This is a genomic window from Halopelagius inordinatus, from assembly GCF_900113245.1.
Classification (GTDB): Archaea; Halobacteriota; Halobacteria; order Halobacteriales; family Haloferacaceae; genus Halopelagius; species Halopelagius inordinatus.
The window spans coordinates 116,400-133,384 of record NZ_FOOQ01000005.1; the positions used below are offsets into that span (position 1 = coordinate 116,400).

The 16,985-nt window shown below is 62.7% G+C and carries 17 protein-coding genes; 11 read left to right on the plus strand and 6 right to left on the minus strand.

Annotation, left to right across the window (positions count from 1 at the left end; translation table 11 throughout):
• Window positions 1-339: 339 nt before the first annotated feature.
• From BM167_RS14885 to BM167_RS14900, 4 genes are all read left to right on the plus strand, one after another.
• Window positions 340-2,040 carry a BCCT family transporter gene (locus BM167_RS14885; RefSeq protein ID WP_092893518.1) on the plus strand — a complete coding sequence of 567 codons (1,701 nt, stop codon included), beginning with the start codon at window positions 340-342 and terminating at the stop codon, window positions 2,038-2,040.
• 104 nt (window positions 2,041-2,144) lie between these two features.
• Window positions 2,145-3,506 carry an aminotransferase class III-fold pyridoxal phosphate-dependent enzyme gene (locus BM167_RS14890; RefSeq protein WP_092893519.1) on the plus strand — a complete coding sequence of 454 codons (1,362 nt, stop codon included), beginning with the start codon at window positions 2,145-2,147 and terminating at the stop codon, window positions 3,504-3,506.
• Between the two features lie 353 nt (window positions 3,507-3,859).
• Entirely contained in the window at window positions 3,860-4,669 is an 810-nt protein-coding gene (locus BM167_RS14895; RefSeq protein ID WP_092893520.1) for a CPBP family intramembrane glutamic endopeptidase, read from the plus strand.
• A 155-nt stretch (window positions 4,670-4,824) separates the two neighbouring features.
• Window positions 4,825-5,064: a hypothetical protein gene (locus BM167_RS14900; RefSeq protein WP_177213388.1), complete on the plus strand. Its 240-nt coding sequence runs from the start codon at window positions 4,825-4,827 to the stop codon at window positions 5,062-5,064.
• An 85-nt stretch (window positions 5,065-5,149) separates the two neighbouring features.
• Here BM167_RS14900 and BM167_RS14905 read toward each other — a convergent pair whose 3' ends face one another.
• Window positions 5,150-5,602 carry a DUF6141 family protein gene (locus BM167_RS14905; protein WP_092893522.1) on the minus strand — a complete coding sequence of 151 codons (453 nt, stop codon included), beginning with the start codon at window positions 5,600-5,602 and terminating at the stop codon, window positions 5,150-5,152.
• Window positions 5,603-5,721: 119 nt separating this feature from the next.
• Here BM167_RS14905 and BM167_RS14910 point away from each other — a divergent pair, with 119 nt between their 5' ends.
• The 3 genes from BM167_RS14910 (at window position 5,722) to BM167_RS14920 (ending at window position 7,477) form a co-directional block, all read left to right on the plus strand.
• Window positions 5,722-6,378, plus strand: coding sequence for a hypothetical protein (locus tag BM167_RS14910; protein WP_092893523.1), 657 nt, complete (start codon window positions 5,722-5,724; stop codon window positions 6,376-6,378).
• Between the two features lie 349 nt (window positions 6,379-6,727).
• Window positions 6,728-7,066, plus strand: a complete 339-nt coding sequence (locus BM167_RS14915; RefSeq protein WP_092893524.1) for a four-helix bundle copper-binding protein — start codon at window positions 6,728-6,730, stop codon at window positions 7,064-7,066.
• Window positions 7,067-7,204: 138 nt separating this feature from the next.
• Window positions 7,205-7,477: a DUF7967 family protein gene (locus BM167_RS14920; RefSeq protein WP_092893525.1), complete on the plus strand. Its 273-nt coding sequence runs from the start codon at window positions 7,205-7,207 to the stop codon at window positions 7,475-7,477.
• A gap of 119 nt (window positions 7,478-7,596) precedes the next feature.
• Here BM167_RS14920 and BM167_RS14925 read toward each other — a convergent pair whose 3' ends face one another.
• Window positions 7,597-8,607 carry a hypothetical protein gene (locus BM167_RS14925; protein ID WP_092893526.1) on the minus strand — a complete coding sequence of 337 codons (1,011 nt, stop codon included), beginning with the start codon at window positions 8,605-8,607 and terminating at the stop codon, window positions 7,597-7,599.
• A 446-nt stretch (window positions 8,608-9,053) separates the two neighbouring features.
• Between BM167_RS14925 and BM167_RS14930 the strand changes: the two genes are divergently transcribed.
• Window positions 9,054-11,795, plus strand: coding sequence for a cation-translocating P-type ATPase (locus BM167_RS14930; RefSeq protein WP_092893527.1), 2,742 nt, complete (start codon window positions 9,054-9,056; stop codon window positions 11,793-11,795).
• On the opposite strand, the gene BM167_RS14935 is transcribed toward BM167_RS14930, so the two are convergent.
• Both BM167_RS14935 and BM167_RS14940 read right to left on the minus strand, forming a co-directional pair.
• A complete protein-coding gene (locus BM167_RS14935; protein ID WP_245781380.1) occupies window positions 11,766-12,011 on the minus strand; it encodes a universal stress protein in 246 nt (81 codons plus the stop codon). The genes BM167_RS14930 and BM167_RS14935 overlap by 30 nt on opposite strands.
• Window positions 12,012-12,048: 37 nt before the next feature.
• On the minus strand, window positions 12,049-12,438 hold the full coding sequence (locus BM167_RS14940) for a hypothetical protein (protein WP_092893529.1): 390 nt from the start codon (window positions 12,436-12,438) through the stop codon (window positions 12,049-12,051).
• Window positions 12,439-12,696: 258 nt separating this feature from the next.
• On the opposite strand from BM167_RS14940, the gene BM167_RS14945 reads away from it, so the two are divergent.
• Together BM167_RS14945 and BM167_RS14950 are read left to right on the plus strand one after the other, a co-directional pair.
• The gene (locus tag BM167_RS14945; RefSeq protein ID WP_092893530.1) at window positions 12,697-13,593 is read left to right on the plus strand and encodes a CPBP family intramembrane glutamic endopeptidase; all 897 of its coding nucleotides are present in this window, start codon (window positions 12,697-12,699) and stop codon (window positions 13,591-13,593) included.
• A gap of 95 nt (window positions 13,594-13,688) precedes the next feature.
• The gene (locus tag BM167_RS14950; RefSeq protein ID WP_092893531.1) at window positions 13,689-13,946 is read left to right on the plus strand and encodes a hypothetical protein; all 258 of its coding nucleotides are present in this window, start codon (window positions 13,689-13,691) and stop codon (window positions 13,944-13,946) included.
• Between the two features lie 9 nt (window positions 13,947-13,955).
• Here BM167_RS14950 and BM167_RS14955 read toward each other — a convergent pair whose 3' ends face one another.
• On the minus strand, window positions 13,956-14,483 hold the full coding sequence (locus BM167_RS14955; protein WP_092893532.1) for a hypothetical protein: 528 nt from the start codon (window positions 14,481-14,483) through the stop codon (window positions 13,956-13,958).
• Between the two features lie 137 nt (window positions 14,484-14,620).
• Window positions 14,621-15,352, minus strand: coding sequence for a proteasome assembly chaperone family protein (locus tag BM167_RS14960; protein WP_092893533.1), 732 nt, complete (start codon window positions 15,350-15,352; stop codon window positions 14,621-14,623).
• A gap of 115 nt (window positions 15,353-15,467) precedes the next feature.
• Between BM167_RS14960 and BM167_RS14965 the strand changes: the two genes are divergently transcribed.
• On the plus strand, window positions 15,468-16,892 hold the full coding sequence (locus BM167_RS14965; RefSeq protein WP_092893534.1) for a sodium-dependent transporter: 1,425 nt from the start codon (window positions 15,468-15,470) through the stop codon (window positions 16,890-16,892).
• The last annotated feature ends 93 nt before the right edge of the window (window positions 16,893-16,985 follow it).

Below are 16,985 nucleotides of genomic sequence, written 5' to 3' on the forward strand. Positions count from 1 at the left end.
AATCCGCGGGTGCACTCTACGTCCGGTTCTGACGAGAGGCCTTAGAGTCCGCCGATTCTTCGTCACTCGTCCGCGGCCGAGTCCAGACGGTGGAACGAGGGCGACGGGAGGGGTTGATGTTTCGGACGCGACCGGCCGGCCGCGTGCCCGTTTTTTGAATCCTGCGGTGCATCCGCATCGACAACCGCACTCCGAGGGAGTCTCGTATGGATTTCTGGTGAGAAACACTTATTGTATACGACGTTAATGGTGGCCACATGCCATCACGCACCATGGTACACGAGAGGTGGAACTACGGTCGAACATCGAGCCTTCGTCCGGTTCGGGAGGTGAACCGAAATGAGTGACGCCGAGAAGGGGGTAATCGGCGAGTTCCGCGAGGAGATCGACCCGCTGGTGTTCCTGTTCGGCGCGCTGCTAACCGTCGGCGTAATACTCGCGTTCTTCCTCAGTCCGAGCACCGTCGAGAACGGAATCTCGTCGCTGAACAGTTCGATGTTGGGCGCGTTCAACTGGGCGCTTCTGTTGATCGTGTTTCTCATCGTGCTGTTCCTTCTGTTCCTCATCGTCGGACCGTGGGGATCGATCAAGTTCGGCGACGAGTCGCCGGAGTACAGTTTCTTCTCGTTCTTCTCGATGCTCTACTCGGCGGGCTTCGCCGCGGGCGTCGTGTTCTGGGGGCCGACCGAGGCGCTCTTCTACTACGCGAACCCGTCACCGTTGTTCGACGGGGTGCAGGGGAGTTCGGCCGAAGCGATGACCATCGCCGTCCAACAGACGCTTTTCCACTGGGCGTTACCGCAACTGGCCGTCTTCACCATCATGGGCATCGCCATCGGCTACTTCGCGTACAACTACGAGAACGTCCCGCTTCGGGTCTCGTCGGCGCTGACGCCGATCATCGGGGCTGAGAACTTAGACGGTCCCGTCGCGAAAGTCGTCGACATCCTCGCCGTCTTCGCGACCATCGGCGGGGTGGCGACCTCTCTGGGCTTCATCGGGAGCCAGTTCGTCACCGGGTTGGACTACCAGTGGGGAATCAGCATGGGGAACATCGGCATCCTCCTCGTGGTCACGTTCATGACGTTGCTTTTCACCACGTCGATGGTTCTCGGAGTCGACAAGGGGATTCGCCGACTCTCGAACTTCAACATGATTCTGTTCGTCGTGCTCATGTTTTCGACGTTCATCGTCGGACCGACGATGTTCCTCGTGTTGCTCGGTACGCAGGCGTTCGGTGGAATGATCACCGACTTCGTCTCGATGAGCCTCTTTACCGGGGCCGGAGCGATGGGCGGCGGAAACCCCGAGCCCACGAACTGGATGAACGCCTGGACCGTCTTCTACTGGGCGTGGGCGCTCTCGTGGTCGCCCTTCGCGGGCCTGTTCATCGCCCGCATCTCCAAGGGCCGCACCGTTCGCGAAGTCGCGTTTACGGGTATCGTCGCCACGTCGGCGGCGACCATCCCGTGGTTCACGTTCGTCGGCGGAACCGCCGTCTGGGCCCAACACAACGGCATCGCTGACTTCGCCGCGGTGATATCCGGCGAGGCCGGTGCCGAGGTGTCCGGCTTCATCCTCTTCGAGGCGCTGAACCTCACGCTGAACGTCGGCGGTGCCTCGATGTCGCTGCCGGTCGGCACTCTCCTGATGTACATGTTCTTGATCCTCGTGACGACGTTCTTCGTCACCTCGGCGGACTCCTCGACGCTGGCCGTCTCGATGATGACGACCGGCGGCAAAGCGCGTCCGTCGACCATCAACCGGATATTCTGGGGCGTCGTCCTCGGAATGACCGCCGCGATTCTGATGATCCTCGGGGGCACGGGAAGCGCGAACACGCTCCAGCAGGCGGCGATAATCACCGGCACGCCGTTCGCCTTCGTCTGCTTCCTCGCGATGCTCTCTTTGATCAAGGACTTCGGCTCGAACTACGGGCGCGTGCTCCTGCAGGACGAAACCGTCCTCTACGGTCCGGACCGGAAGACCGAACCCGAGTCGCCGGGCCGAGGCGGTGCGGTCGAATCCGACGACGACTGACTCTCCGCTCTCTCTTTTCGTCTCGGTGCGTCGGTCGTGCGTTTCGCCGCGCCCCCTCGAAATCTGACAACAATGTTAATGTGCGATGTACGCATGATCTGTGTATGGATAGGGACACGGCGGAACCCGACGCGAACGCGCTTCCGGGTCCGAACGCGCGGCGGTGGATCGACTTCCATCAGGAATACTCCGCGCCGAGCGAGTACTCCCACGAGTTCGTCTGGGACGTGACCGCGGAGGCGGACGGGCCGTTCGTGACTGACGTGGACGGTAACGTCCTCCTCGATTTTACCTGTCACATCGGCGCGGCCCCGTTGGGCTACAACAACGAGAAGGTCCTCGGGAAACTTCGGGAGTTCGACCTGGTCGAACCGATGAAGATAGCCGGACAGGACATGTACTTCGGCGCGGGCAGCGACCCCGAATCGACGGAGTTCCCCGGGTCGAGCCACTTGATGAAGGAACTCTGTGAGGTGTCCGACCAGTACGGGATGGACACCGTCTTCCTCTCGAACTCCGGCGCGGAGGCGATGGAGAACGCGATGAAGATATCTCACGACCGCAGAGCGCCCGCCAAGTACAGCGTCGCCTTCTCGGGAAGTTTCCACGGGCGCACGCTCGGGACGCTCTCCGTGACGAAGTCGAAGGAGGTGTACACCCGCCACTACCCCGAGATAAGCGGCGTCGAGACGGTGCCGTTCTGCGTGGACCGCAACTGCGACGCCGCGAGTTGCGACTGCGGGTTCTTCACGGGCGCGGGGTCGCAACTCCGGAACTCGCTCGCGCCCGAGGGCGGCCACCTCAACCCCGACGAGGTGGCGTTCCTGACGCTCGAACCGATACAGGGCGTCGGCGGCTATCGCTTCCCGAGCGACGAGTTCATGCGCGAAGTCGGCGACGTCACCGACGAGTACGACATCCCCCTCGTCGTCGACGAGATCCAGTCGGGCGTCGGCCGGACGGGCGAGATGTGGGCCTCCGACCACTACCCCATCGAACCGGACGTCATCGCGAGTGCGAAGGGACTCCGCGTCGGCGCGACCATCTCCCGAAAGGAGATGTTCCCCGAGGAGAAGAACCGGCTGGGGTCGACGTTCGGCGGCGGCGACGTCCTCGGCTCGATGATGGGAGCGTTCACCCTCGGCGCGATTCGGGAACACGACCTACTCGACAACGCCACTCGGCGCGGTGCGCAGGCGACGGAACTCCTCGAAGACGGCGCACCCGACTCCGTCGAGGACGTTCGCGGAAAGGGGCTGATGCTGGCCGTCGATTTCGACAGCGCCGACCGCCGAAACGCGGTCGTTCGGGCGGCACTCGAACGCGGCCTCCTCACCCTCGGGTGCGGGAGGCGGACGATTCGACTGCTCCCACCGCTCGATTCGACCGCCCGCGAGATAGAACTCGGAATCGGCCTCTTTCTCGAAGCGGCCGAGTCGGTCGCGTCGAGTACGGCGCGGCCGTAGCGGATTCGCGTTCCGAACAGCCGTCCCGAGTACTCCACCCCGCCGAAATCCGCTCTCGCGGCGTGACGGCGTGACCCGTCGGATAGCGGCGAAACGATAGAACGGGTCAGCCAGTGCGAAGGGAGCGGAAGACGCCTCGGTGCTGTTTACGACGGGTTTTTACCCGAGAGAGACCCATCGTCTATCGAAGCGGGAGATTCCCGACGTAGGATACCGGGATGACCCCGCTTCATCTTCTACGAAAGAGAGAGTTCTCCTACGGGGGTCGATGACGACCAGTGACCGACAGAACCGGTCACGGGAACGATGACGACGACACAACTTATTTATCGGCACTGGTACTCGGAACTGCTGTGTCCTCGACCGAGCGCATCTCCTCTTTCGCAAAGCGGTTCGGCCTGACGCTACTGGCGGGCATCCCTGGTATTCTCGCCCTCGTCGGGTATATCTACCTCACGACGCCGCCGACGGCAGTCCCCGCCGGACTGTCGCTTTCTCTCCTCGCCGTGTCTTCGGGCGTCAATTCGCTCCTCATACTCGTCGTTGCGTGTCTGGTCGGCGCGTACGCGGCCCCGCGTGCGGGGTTGCAATCGTATCTCACGGACCGCGTGAGGACGGGAGACGGAATCTGGGGACGCCTCCGCCCCGAAGTCGGCCTCGCCGTCGGCTTGGGCGCGTTCGGAGGCGTACTCGTTCTTGTTCTCGACGTCGCGTTGGCGCCGTTCGTCGCTCAGGACCTCCCCCAGTCCGCAATCGGGGTGACCGAACCGACCGTGGCGAACGTCCTCGCGTACGCCCCAGTTCGCTTCCTCTACGGTGGTATCACGGAGGAGCTACTGCTTCGATACGGACTCATGTCGGCGCTCGCGTTCGTCGGCTGGTACGTCACGGGTCGGCGGTCGGACGGTCCCGGTTCGGTGGTCATGTGGGCCGCAATCGTGATATCCGCCGTGCTGTTCGGGATCGGCCATCTCCCGGCCCTCGCTCAGTCTGTCGGCTTGACTCCAGCACTCATCGCCCGAACGGTCCTGCTGAACGCGATTGCGGGCCTCCTCTTCGGGTGGCTGTACTGGCAGCGGAGTCTCGAAGCGGCGATGGTGGGCCACGCCGCGTTCCACGTCCCGCTGGTGGTGCTCTCGCTCGTGCAAGTCACGCTGCTCTGAGGGCGCTGCGGATGCTAGTATGCACTGTGCCGGTTGCCGACGAGCGATCGACCACGGGCGAGCCACCGAATCGGTCGCTACAGCCGTCTCGGTTGCGGCTACGCGGACGAGAGCGCAACGTAGCTCAACCCGAACAGGATCCTGTTGTAGGTCGCGTGGATGTCGTGGAGTTCCTCCCGGCGGCGCTCCTCACACTCGCTGCCGGGCGTGACGGGGGCGTTCTCGCGGATATCGGAGCGTGGTTCCAGGGCGTCGGAACCGGGGTGCAGTCCGTCGGCGTCGAAGCGTTCCGACTCACGGCCAGTGGGTTGCTCGTGTTCGGAGCGGTCGTCGTCGCAGCCCTCTCGTACCGCCTGGCAGTGCGACGGTTCGACCGATACTCGCCGCCGACGTGAGCGAATCGGGTTTCACCTCGACGAACCGTCCCCTCGTCGTGCGGCAGGGGGCTCTCGGAGCGGTCTCTCGCGACAGGAACTGATCTCAGCGGGTCGCGTCGGACGTGGTCTCTCGAATCGCGGTCGCCAACTCGTCGGGGCGCTGGCTCCCGACCAGCAGATCGCGGTCGCCGGGTCGAGTCAGGAGTACGCCGCGCGAGCCGCTAACGTTGTACGCGATTGCGTCCGGTCGCCAGCGGATTCCCCACCCGCCGTACTCGCGGAGCGGTCGATACGTCGTCGCCTCGACGGACCCGACCGCGGTCCAGGGCACTCGTCTGAACGACCGGTGGAGTGGAGCGAACCTGACGTAGAGTCCGTCGTCGCGGACCTCGGTGACCAACCGAAGCGACCACACGAATCCGCAAACGACCCCGGCGACGACGACGCCGAGCGGTCCCATCCCAACGACGGAGACGAGACTGACCACGCCCAACAGAGCCCAGAGCGGCCACTGTCGGAACCGTTGTTCTTCGCGGAACGGAACCTCGTAGGACATACCCGTAAATAGGGACGGTGAGATGTAAGCTGTCCGTCTTCCCGGCGACGTCGTCTCGGAGCGTGCGAATCGTCTTCGCCCGTCTGCCGTTTAAATAGTCTCGGTGGGAATGTGAATCTATGTCGGACCAGTCACAGGTCTCCGAGTCGACGTCGAACGCGCGTCGTCTGGGAGCCCTCGTCAATCACGATTCCGTCACCGTCAGGTTCGTTTCGCTCTGGAGCCTCTGCTTTGCTCTGTTTCTCGCTGCGTGGACGGTCTCGTATCTGCTCCTCCCAGAGGGCCTGCTCCGACGTTCGGGCGGTCCAGGACCGCTCTCGACGACAGCCGATTCGGTCGCGACGGAGTTCCTGTCGATCTTCGCCCGGAATATAGGGTTCTGTCTCGTCGTGGTCGCGGCGAACACGTTTCGGTCGATTCGGACACCACTCGGGTATCTGGTCGTCCTCGTCACGTGGGTTCAGGGGGCCGTGGTTTGGGGCACGGATTCGCTCGCGATCCAGACTGGACGACTCGCTCCCTCGCTATCGGTCGTCCTGAACCGAAGCGGCGTCTACGAACTCACAGCCCTCGTCGCCATCGCAGTCGCAACTCGCGGTGTCACGGTCTGGCACCAGGCGTCGGGGCCACGGTGGCGCGAAGAGTTCGAACGGGTGCGAGGGCCTCGGGAGTGGACTATCGAGCGTCGGGAAATCCTCGTCCTCGTCGCAGGACTCGCGTTGCTGGCGCTGGCGAACTATCGAGAGGCCCTGATGATTGTTGCTGCAGCGAGCTAGAGAACGTGGTCGGCAGGGCGTAACTGAGAGACCGAGACGAACCCGCCGGGCGGCTACGTGGGTGCGATTGAACCGGTCGTAAACAGGTGGCTGACGAATAGCCGTGTTTGTCTGAGTCGAGACTCTCTTTGGGGTTACAGACCCCGAATCGATCTGCCTGCTATTTTTCGTTTCAAAACTATCGGAGCCCCGATTCGCTCCAATGTGAAGTCGTGCGCCGACCCACCAACGTGCCAGATGACTGAAATCTGCGTTTTGGGGTCCGAGCGGACAGGGCGGAGTCGCTCGACCGTCTCTTGGATCGGTAGCCACAACGCAGGAAAAGCAGTCGGTCGTAGTACTGAACGCGATGGCTCAAGTCAACGATCTGCTCGACGATTCGACCCGCGAGTGTATCGACAACTGTCACGAAGCCGTGAAGGCGTGCGCCCACTGCGCCGACGAGTGCATCGGTAAGGGCGACGAGATGGCCGAGTGCCTCCGACTCTGCCGCGACGTTGTCACGGTCGCCTCGACGTGCGCTCAGCTCTGTGCGTCGGGCTCGCAGTTCAACGGCGACATCGCCGAGACGTGCGCCGAGGTGTGTGAAGCCTGCGCCGACGAGTGCGAACAGCACGACCACGACCACTGCCAGGCCTGTGTCGAGCCCCTCCGCCAGTGTGCGGAGTCCTGCCGCTCGATGGCGTGAGGCCACAGACGCGTCGATTATCCGACGTCGACTTTTTTAGTCACTCTCCGACACTCGTCCGATCAACTGCGGATACGACAGTCCGGTCGTCCGCACGTGACCGAACGGCCTAACGTGGTGGGAGTCCTCCCCGTACGTATGACAGACGAGACGGACGAGGTTCGCGTGTGGCTCGTCGACCGCGGGTACGACAACCGCGACCTCATCGTCCTCAAATACGCGACCCCCGACGGCACGCGACTCTTCCGGCGAGAGCTCGCCGCACAGGCTGTCGATCTGAGCTCCGTCACTGCTGCGAAGGACGTCTCGGCGTCCGATCTCGAAACCGTCGACGACTCGGAACTCCGGGAACGATACGAAAAAGAAGTCGCACGAATGACCGCCCAGCACGACCCCGACGATACGATTTGAAAGAGCAACTAACGGTTTCGGGAGTTCTGTTCGACGCAGATACTGCAATGCTACCGTTGTACGAGTAGGTGCACAGCGAGTTGGCGTTCTCGCGTCGGAGAGAGCGCTCCGACCCGATGTCAGAAGAACTTGTGCGCCTCGTAGCCGTACTCCTCGGGTGGAACGTCGACGACGCCCTCGTCGTGGAGCGAGGTGAAGAACGTCGCGTCGCTCCAGTAGTACTCGTCGAACACCGACCGCGCGGTGACGTTCAGTACGGGCGGGAGGGCGGGGTTGTCGCGTTCGAGAAAGAGGGCGACGTTGAAACTGTTCAGCCCGCAGGAGGCGTAGTACGAGAGGACGTTCACGAGTCCGCGCGCGAAGTCGTGGACCACGTCGCCGCTGGGTTCGGGGACGCCCGTGTGTATCTGCGCGGCGACGCCGACGAGGTGACGGTGGTGCTTGGGGGCGAACGGCGCGAGCCAGTGGACGTTACCCGTCTCCGCGAGGTAGCGGTCGCCGCCGCGTTCCTCGATGGCGAGTTCCCCCCAGTAGTTCTCGTCGTGGTCCTCGTAGAAGGCGCGGGCGGCGTCGGCGACGCGACGCTGTTCGTTCGTCCCCCGGTCGTCAACCAACGTCTGCATGTGCGGGTGGATGAGGCTCGACCCGGCGGGCCGCAGGTAGTTCATGTTGACCGAGGCGAACCGGGCGTCGTCGTCCTGGTCGAACACCTGCCGAACGTACTCCAGCGCCGCGCAGAGGCCGTCCGAGAACTGCTCGGCGGTGAACTCGTCGATGGGGACGTAGTGGTCCTCGGTGAGGGCGACGACGTTCGAGTACGCGCCGTAGGGGTTCAGATTCGGGAACGAGGTGGCTTCACCGGTCTTCCCGCGGTCGGTCCCCACCCACTCGGGGTACGTCGGCGTCGACTCCTCGACGGTTCCGGGGCAGAAGAAACAGCCCTCGCTGTCGAGGACCGCGTCGTCGATTTCGGGGCTGTCGGGGAGGAGGAAGTTGTCGGTGACGACCCGAGCCGTCCGCCCGGTCAGCGGGTCCATCCTGATTTCCGTCTCCACCGTCGTCTCCGCGAACTCTTCGAGGGGACTGTGGAACGTCGCTTCCTGCACGTCGCGTTCGAACTCGATGGGCATGGGAGAGGGGTTCGACCGGTCGAGTCAAAAGGATACCTCCGGTCGGTCCGACTGTCTCCGACGGCGGACACCTCACGCGTGCGTTCCGTCACTCGGGGACGTGGGTCGATTCACCAAGTGGTCGGAGTTCCTCAAAATCAGAGTAGTGGTCAGTCATCTCTCGCGGATGGCTTCCATCGTCGTGGTATTCCAACCCCGGGAGGTGTGCAACTGCTTCAACAGATGGAAAGACCCACAACTCGGTCGGAACCGGGACACCGTCGCCTACTCTAAAATGTCGAACACCTCGACTGCTTTGTACTCCTTCTCGTAGCGCTCTTGGAGATGACGGCTGCCGGGTGCTGAACCTTCGTCGGACGCGTTTCTCACTGGACGTCGAGAAGCGACTCATCTCACTGTCCTGGGCACTGACCACTAAGTCGTCTCCCAGCGTACTTCCAGTATCCATGGCTGTCCCTTCCTCGGCAGACACCGAAAGCTGGTATTCGCGGGGGCTCAGCCAGATCTACGACCGGGTGGAATCCGATTCAGATGGTCTCTCGAGCGAGCAAGCCGCCTACCGCCTCTCTGAATACGGTCCCAATCGGCTGCCGAAAGCGAAGCCGGTCACTGTATGGCGGATCTTCTTTCGTCAGTTCAAGAATCCCCTCATCTACATTCTCGCTGTCGCAGCGATCGTCTCGTTCGCCGTCGGAGAAGTGACCGACGCTGGGTTCATCGCTGCCGTACTGTTGGTCAACGCGCTGGTCGGCGGGACCCAAGAATGGCGTGCAGAGCGCAGTAGCCAGGCACTCCAGCAACTAATCCGTACTCGCGCGACGGTCATCCGCGATGGGGAGACACGAGACATCGATGGAGAAGAAGTCGTCCCAGGTGATGTCGTCCTCCTCGAATCGGGCTACCGCGTTCCCGCAGACATCCGTCTCGTCTCGACACACGGTCTAGAGATCGACGAGTCGGCGCTCACTGGCGAATCAGCTCCCGTCCTGAAAAACGAGGAGTGGGTGGGCGAATACCGTGCCCCACTGGGCGATCGGCGCAACATGGCCTATGCCGGGACCGTAGTCAACCGCGGACGAGGACGCGGCGTGGTCGTCGAGACTGGTGCTGACACGGTCGTCGGCCGACTGGCGGAAGACGTCACGGCCGTCGAGGGTGGACAGCCACCCCTCGTGATGCGCATGGAGCGATTCACCCGAATCGTCGGCCTCATCGTTCTCGTCGCCGCGGCGATTACGGCACTTCTCGGGATTTTCGTCCAGCAGTACGACGCCGTCGAGATGTTCCTGTTCGCTGTCGCTTTGGCCGTGTCGGCGATTCCCGAAGGGCTTCCCGTCGGTGTCACCGTCGCACTGGGTGTCGCCAGTCGGCGAATGGCTGAGGTCGGCGTTATCGTCCGCCGATTGGTTGCCGTCGAAGGACTCGGAAGCTGTACGATGATCGCGTCGGACAAGACGGGGACGTTGACCGCCAACGAGTTGACCGTCAAGCAGGTGCAACTCCCCGATGGAAGCACGTTCGAGGTGACCGGTGAGGGGTACGCCCCGGAAGGAAACGTGCTGCAAGATGGGCATCCTCCGAAGCCAGACCTCGCGGACGAGTTGTCCCGTCTCGCCCGAGCGTCTGTCCTTTGCAACGAGGGTCACCTCTCTCGACGTGACGACGAGTGGACGTGGCGGGGTGACCCGACCGATATTGCCCTCCTCGCACTCGGTCGCAAGCTCGGGTGGTCCCGCCAGTCGACTCTCGATGCCTATCCGCAAACTGACGAGATTCCCTTCGAACCCGAACAGCGCTATGCGGCGACCTTCCACCGGACAGACGAACAGACGCGGGTATTCGTCAAGGGCGCACCCGAGCGGGTTCTCGAGATGTGTACGGATGCAAGCGAGGGCGAATTTTCACAGCCAACACTCCAGAGACAGGCAACCGAAATGGCCCACGACGGGTACCGCGTGATTGCCGTTGCAGAAGGAACCGTAGAGACCGACACCAAACCGGAACAGCCGCCTTCCGAACCGACCGACCTGACCTTTCTGGGATTTCTCGGGTTGATCGACCCGCTTCGGTCCGGCGTGGCGGAGGCGATTGCGTCGGCGCAACAGGCAGGTATCACAGTCACGATGATCACCGGAGATCATCCGGAGACGGCACTCGCTATCGCCCGGAATCTCGGGCTTGCAGAGTCAACAGACGAGGTCACCACTGGCGCCGAACTGATGGACGCCTCAGAGGAGACGCTTGCAGACGTTCTCGAAACGACACGAGTGTTCGCACGTGTCTCGCCGGACCAGAAACTCAAAATCGTCGAAGCTGCACGGGGTGCGGGGCACTACGTAGCGGTCACGGGTGACGGGGTCAACGACGCACCGGCGCTTCGACAGGCGAACATCGGTATCGCTATGGGGAAGATGGGGACCGACGTGGCCCGGGATGCTGCCGAACTCGTGATCAGCGACGACAACTTCGCGACGATCGTCGCGGGCATCGAACAGGGTCGTGTGGCATTCGACAATATCCGCAAGGTGATATTCTTGCTCATCTCCACCGGTGCTGGCGAAGTCGCCCTCGTTCTGTTGAGTTTGGCTGCGGGGCTGCCGCTCCCGCTGGTGCCCGTCCAGATCCTCTGGCTGAACCTCGTCACGAACGGGATCCAAGACGTCGCTCTCGCCTTCGAACCCAAGGAGGGTGACGTGTTGAATCGCCCGCCCCGGTCGCCAGACGAGCGAACCTTCGATCGGATCATGGTCGAACGGACGCTGGTCGTCGCGCTGGTGATCGGCGTGATCGGATTCGGCACGTTCGTCTGGTTGCTGGATCGAGGGCTTTCGGAGGCTGCCGTCCGCAATCACATGCTCTTACTGATCGTCCTGTTCCAACTGGTCAACATCGGCAACGCTCGGTCCGAGACGACGTCGCTGTTCCGGCTATCACCGCTGCAGAGCCCTATCTTGCTTACCGGGACGATTACAGCGTTCTTGGTTCACCTCGGTGCGATGTACTTCCCACCCGCGCAGGTCGTCCTCGGAACGGAACCCGTCAGTCTGGAACAGTGGATCGTTCTCGGCGGGATCGCTCTGACCGTCGCAGTCGCTATCGAACTCCACAAACTGAGTTGGAAGGCGCGGTACCCCCCGCGCTCCGAGACGGATGGACGATCACCCTCCGAAACTCGCAAAAAGGAGTAGAAGATCGAAGAGTGAGAGGACCTCAGTGCTTCTCTTCGCTCGAACGGTCAGTACGGGAACGGGCGACCGGCGAACGACTCGTTCGGCGACGCTTCTCATTACAGCGCGGTCGAGACCTGTCCGACCGTGGGTCCCCATGATGACCATGTCGATGCCGTACTCGGAGGCGTAATCCGGAATCTCTTCGTGCGGATTTCCCTCGACTATCTCGGTCACGACAGTCAGACCGTTACAGTCCGACAATCCGTGTTGGTTATGCGGTGTCAGTCTCACTCATCGACGAGAGCGGCGTGACCCGAAACACGTACTCGTCGTAGGCGAGGTCCAGATTCGTCGGGCTCTCCTCGTCGGCGTGTTCTCGACACAGGGCGGCCGTTGCTTCGACTGCGCCGTGACCTGTTTCTTCTTGGTACCGTTCGAGAACCTCGAACGTCGCCGGCTCGTCGCAACCGCGACGGTGACACCGACGAGACGAACCCGGTCCGTCGTCAGATTCGCGTCGAGTGTCGTCGGTCGCATCTTCCGTCTCCTCGGGCGGTTCGGCTTCGTCGGCGCGGGTACGCGCTTCGGTGATCTCTCGCTCTCGTTGGCGTCGTTCTTCGTTATCCGCTTGCTTTTCGCGGCCGCTCTTGGTATCTGCCATCCTCGTATCTATGTAATCGGACGGCATAATGTTATGGTCGCCCCCACATCTACACCGTAAATAGACAGGTCATCCACCGTATCTAGAGAGACAGTGGTCGTTCTTCGGGGGAGCGAACACTCGGAAGACCGGGGGCCGCCGAAGGTGACGAGGACGCTTCGGGCGTATGAGCGAGTTCGAGACGATTGACGAGCGTGCGCTGACGAAAACGCGGCGTCGGGAGCACTGTTAATTACGTTGTGCGACGCAATCGTCGGTATGTCCAGTATCCGCGCGTGGATCGATCAGCATCGTCTACCGAGCTTCGTCGCTATCGCGTACGCGTTCACCTGGACGATCCAAGGCGCGCTCGCGTATTCGGGCATGGAAGCGTCTTGGACGCACTCGATCCTGATCGGCTTGGGCGGGTTCGGTCCGCCGATCGGCGCGGCGGTCGTCATCTGGGCTTCCGGTGGGAGCCTCCGCATCTGGGTCGGACAGATGTTCAGATGGCGAATCGGTGCGAAATGGTGGGCGCTCGCGCTCGGACTTCCGTTCGTCATCCTCTCGCTCGGGGTCTTGCTGTTCGTCGCCGCCGGGGGCCCGATCGATCTCTCCGAGTTCGAGTCACCGTTCGTCTACCTGTTCGCGATGGCGTGGGGGACCGTGTGGGGCGGCGGCCAGGAAGACCTCGGGTGGCGCGGGTTCATGCTGCCGATACTCCAGAACTCCTACAGCGCGTTGGTGTCGAGTGCCATCGTGGGCGTCACGTGGGCCGCCTGGCACCTTCCGCTGTTCCTGAACGCCACGACCACGCACGGTGGCTGGCCGCTCTCCCAGCAACTTCTCTGGATGGTCTCCATACTCGCCGGATCTATCCTCTGGACGTGGATGTACAACAGCACCGGCGGGAGCGTCCTCGCCGTCGCGGTGTTTCACGCCGGCGTCAACGCCATGGGAATCTTCCATCCCGCCGACCAGGAGGCGCTCGTCCCCAACGGTGTACCGGACCCCTGGCTGAACCTGCTCGCCGAAGTCACTGGCGCCGTTCCACTCGTATTGATCGCGATCCTCCTGGTCGTCGTCTACGGCACGGACCGTCTCGCAGATCGCGACCCACCGACCCCCCAGGACGCCGGGATCCCTCCGAAGACTGAATCAGAACCCCTCGGGTGACCACCTCCGTCACACCGTAGATCGGACGGGATTTCGAGCCCGACGGGTATTTATCGGGCGTCGCAGCGAACGCACGTACTGAGGTGTGAGAACACGTGAGTTCCTTTCTGATACTCTACGGGACGGAAGAAGGCCAAACGGCGAAGGTCGCAGAGCGAGTTGCGACGACGATCAGCGAGCGCGGTCACGAGGCGAGCGCGATCGAGTCGATCACCGGCGAGAACTTCACGACGGTGCTGATCGCCGACAGCATCGCGGTCTGGGTCGTCGCCATCGTGCTCATCGTCGCGACCCGTGGGCAGTTGGGATACGACACTTCCCGGAGGACTGCCCGTGGCCAAGAGACCCACTGACGCCTCGATCTAGCCGGAATCGCTGCGACACGTGACGGAGGAGCGAAGCGACCCGTCGGGGCGGATAACGATTTCGAGGTCGGTAGTTTCGACATCGGACGAACACTGAACCACGCCCGCGCCTCGAGCAGTGTGGTTGTCGCCGTTCTGAAGCACGAAGTACACCACGGTCACGTTTGCGGAGACGTCGTCCAGCGTCCCGCCGATACCTTCTGCCGGTCCAACCGCGAACTCTCTCGTCAGGTCCGTCGAGTCCGCCGTGGCGATCGCAGTCGCGTTTCTCAATTCATCCCGGGGGAGGGCGTCGAACGACGTCACATCGAACCGGTGGGTCGAGCCGTTCTCGTACGTGACCTCGAGACCCTCGACCTCTGGGGGAATCGCGCTCGCCCTGACGACGTAGCTCTCGTCGTGGTTGTTCGAGACCGCGATCGAAACGGTATGCTGTGGCACGTTCGGTGATCCGTCTCCAGGAATCGCTCCACAGCCCGCCAACACGACGAGAACCGCCACGGTTGCGTAGAGAGTCCGAACCATACGTCGACTCCGAGATGAGAGGTTAGAACCGCGTCGGTTCGAGTTGATTGCTGCCCTAGACGTCGGGTAGCGGTCGGGTCGAACAGCGGCGACTGCACGAGAAGATGGAGAGTTGAGATGGAACCGTGACCCCGTTCTCACATGTATCCCAGATTCCATTCGCGAGTCTGGTCCTGGTGTTGTGTTCGTTGCATCAACTGTTCGTAGTGGTCGCGGATTTCGGTCGCGAATCGACGAAGTCGGTCGACGTTCGCGTCTAATTCGTACAGTTCGTTCACGGCTTCTACCAGTCGCAGTGACGCGTCCGGGTCGATTCCGTGCGTCCGCGTCGGCGTGACTAACACTCCCGCTCGGAGCGGCGTATCTATCGCCCGCGAGACGAGACTCGCGGTGATGCCGTCGAAGAATCCGCCCGCTAGCGGCGCAAAATCCGCTGTTTGTAACCGCCGCTCGGTGTAGTCGGGTGACGCGACGTAGTGGATTTCGTCGCTCGACCCCACGTTTCGGAGGCCGCTAACGCCGAGCAGTATCGCTACCTCGTCGATATCGTGGTCCAGTATCCAGTCGAGCAGTTCACGCCCGAACACCTCGGTCGCGTGGAGCGGAACGGGAAGTTCGCTGGTCAGGACTGTCACGTCGAGGTCGGAGCGCGAGTGGAGTCGAGTAGGGTGGTACGGACGTCCGTTTTCGAACGGCGCGAGGGCCGGTAACCCGTCTGCCTGAACGTACCCCGTCTGCTCGAGGTCCAACTCTTCGATGAGGTAGTTGCAGGCGATCATTCCCCCCATTCCCGGATAGGTGAATGCAGCGATGACGGTCTCTGACGGCGGTTCGTCGGCTTCGATGGTCAGACTGATATCCTCTGCCATACCGGACGTTCGCCGTCCACCAACAAAAGCATCGACTCCGACAGCGTGCGACCCGTTACGGCTCCCGCCGCTCGGATAGCCGGAATTTAAGCCCTCACTGGGCGCATTCCGGACTATGACTACGGCACGGTGGTCCTCCGGGTTCGGGTTCGTTCTCGCGACTGTAGGGGCGGCAGTCGGCCTCGGGAATATCTGGCGATTCTCCGCGGTCGTCGGCCAGAACGGTGGCGGTGCTTATCTCGTTCCCTATCTGATCGCAGCCGTCGTCTGTGCCGTGCCGATGCTCGTCTTGGAGCTCGCGATCGGACGCCGCCTTCGAACGGACGTGGTCTCCGCGTTCAGATCTGTCAAAACGGAGTACACGGCGCTCGGCTGGCTTATCGTCGGGGGAGTTCTCCTCATCTTGAGCTATTACCTCGTCCTCACCGGCTGGGTACTCGGGTTCTTCCTCTCGTGGCTCGTCGGCTCACAGACGACGTTCGCGCCGTTCACCGCAAGCTGGCTTCCCGTCGGGTTCTTCGTCGTCGCGACGGCGATGACGGGGGGCGTCGTCTCGATGGGGGTCCGCGGCGGGATCGAACGAATGGCGACAGTCGTGATGCCGACCGTGTTCGCACTTCTCGTCGCGCTTGCGCTGTACGCGGTGACGCTGCCGGAGTGGAATCGCGCCGTTGTCTTCCTGTTTACCCCGGAGTTCTCAGTTCTCACAGACCTCGGCATCTGGAGTGCCGCGTTCGGACAGGTCTTTTTTTCGATGTCCGTCGGCCAGGGGATCATGCTCACCTACGGGAGTTACGTCGAGGAGGGAACGGACCTGCTTAGATCGTCGTTCGTGGTCACGGCCGCTGACATCGGTGCGGCGATCATCGCCGGCCTGGTTATCTTTCCGATCGTATTCAGTTTCGGCCTTCAGCCGACTCTCGGGACGGAACTCGCGTTCACGACGCTGCCGACCGCGTTCGCGACGATGCCGTTCGGGCGAGTAATCGCCGTCGCGTTCTTCGGGCTGCTCTTTTTCGCCGCGCTGTCGTCGTCCGTGGCGCTCCTCGAGGTTGGCGTCGCCGCCGCGGAGAACACGACCCGGCTCTCTCGTCAACGGGCGACACTACTGTTGACGGGTGGGGTGTTCGCGGCCGGCGTTCCCTCTGCGTTGAGTTACAGTCCAGTCACTCTCACGGTTGCAGGGCGACCGGTTCTGGACCTGGTAGACGAGTCGGTCGGGACGTTTGCGCTGCCCATCTCGGCGCTCTGTATCGTGTTCGTCTTCGTCTGGGTCGCTAATCTCGAGGTCGTCCGCGAGGAGCTCGGGCGGCTCTACCCGTTGGTTCGCTATCTGATTCCGGCCGTGCTCGTCGCCGTCACCGCCGCCCGGACTGTCGGCATCGCCCGCCCGGCGTGGCGACTCGTCGTCGGTCACGCTCGAAACGGCCCGCTCGGCCTGCTCGTCGCTGTCGTATTCCTGCTCGCTTTCGCCGTGTTGGGGTGGGAAATACGGAATCGACTCCCCGCACCCCCTCGCCTCCCTGGTCGCCGACGCTAGTCGGCGTCCCGTCCACCGGGACGATGCGACTCGGTCGCGGACTCGCCGCGTTTCCCCTCGAACATCCGCGCTCGACGTTTACGCGTACTGGAT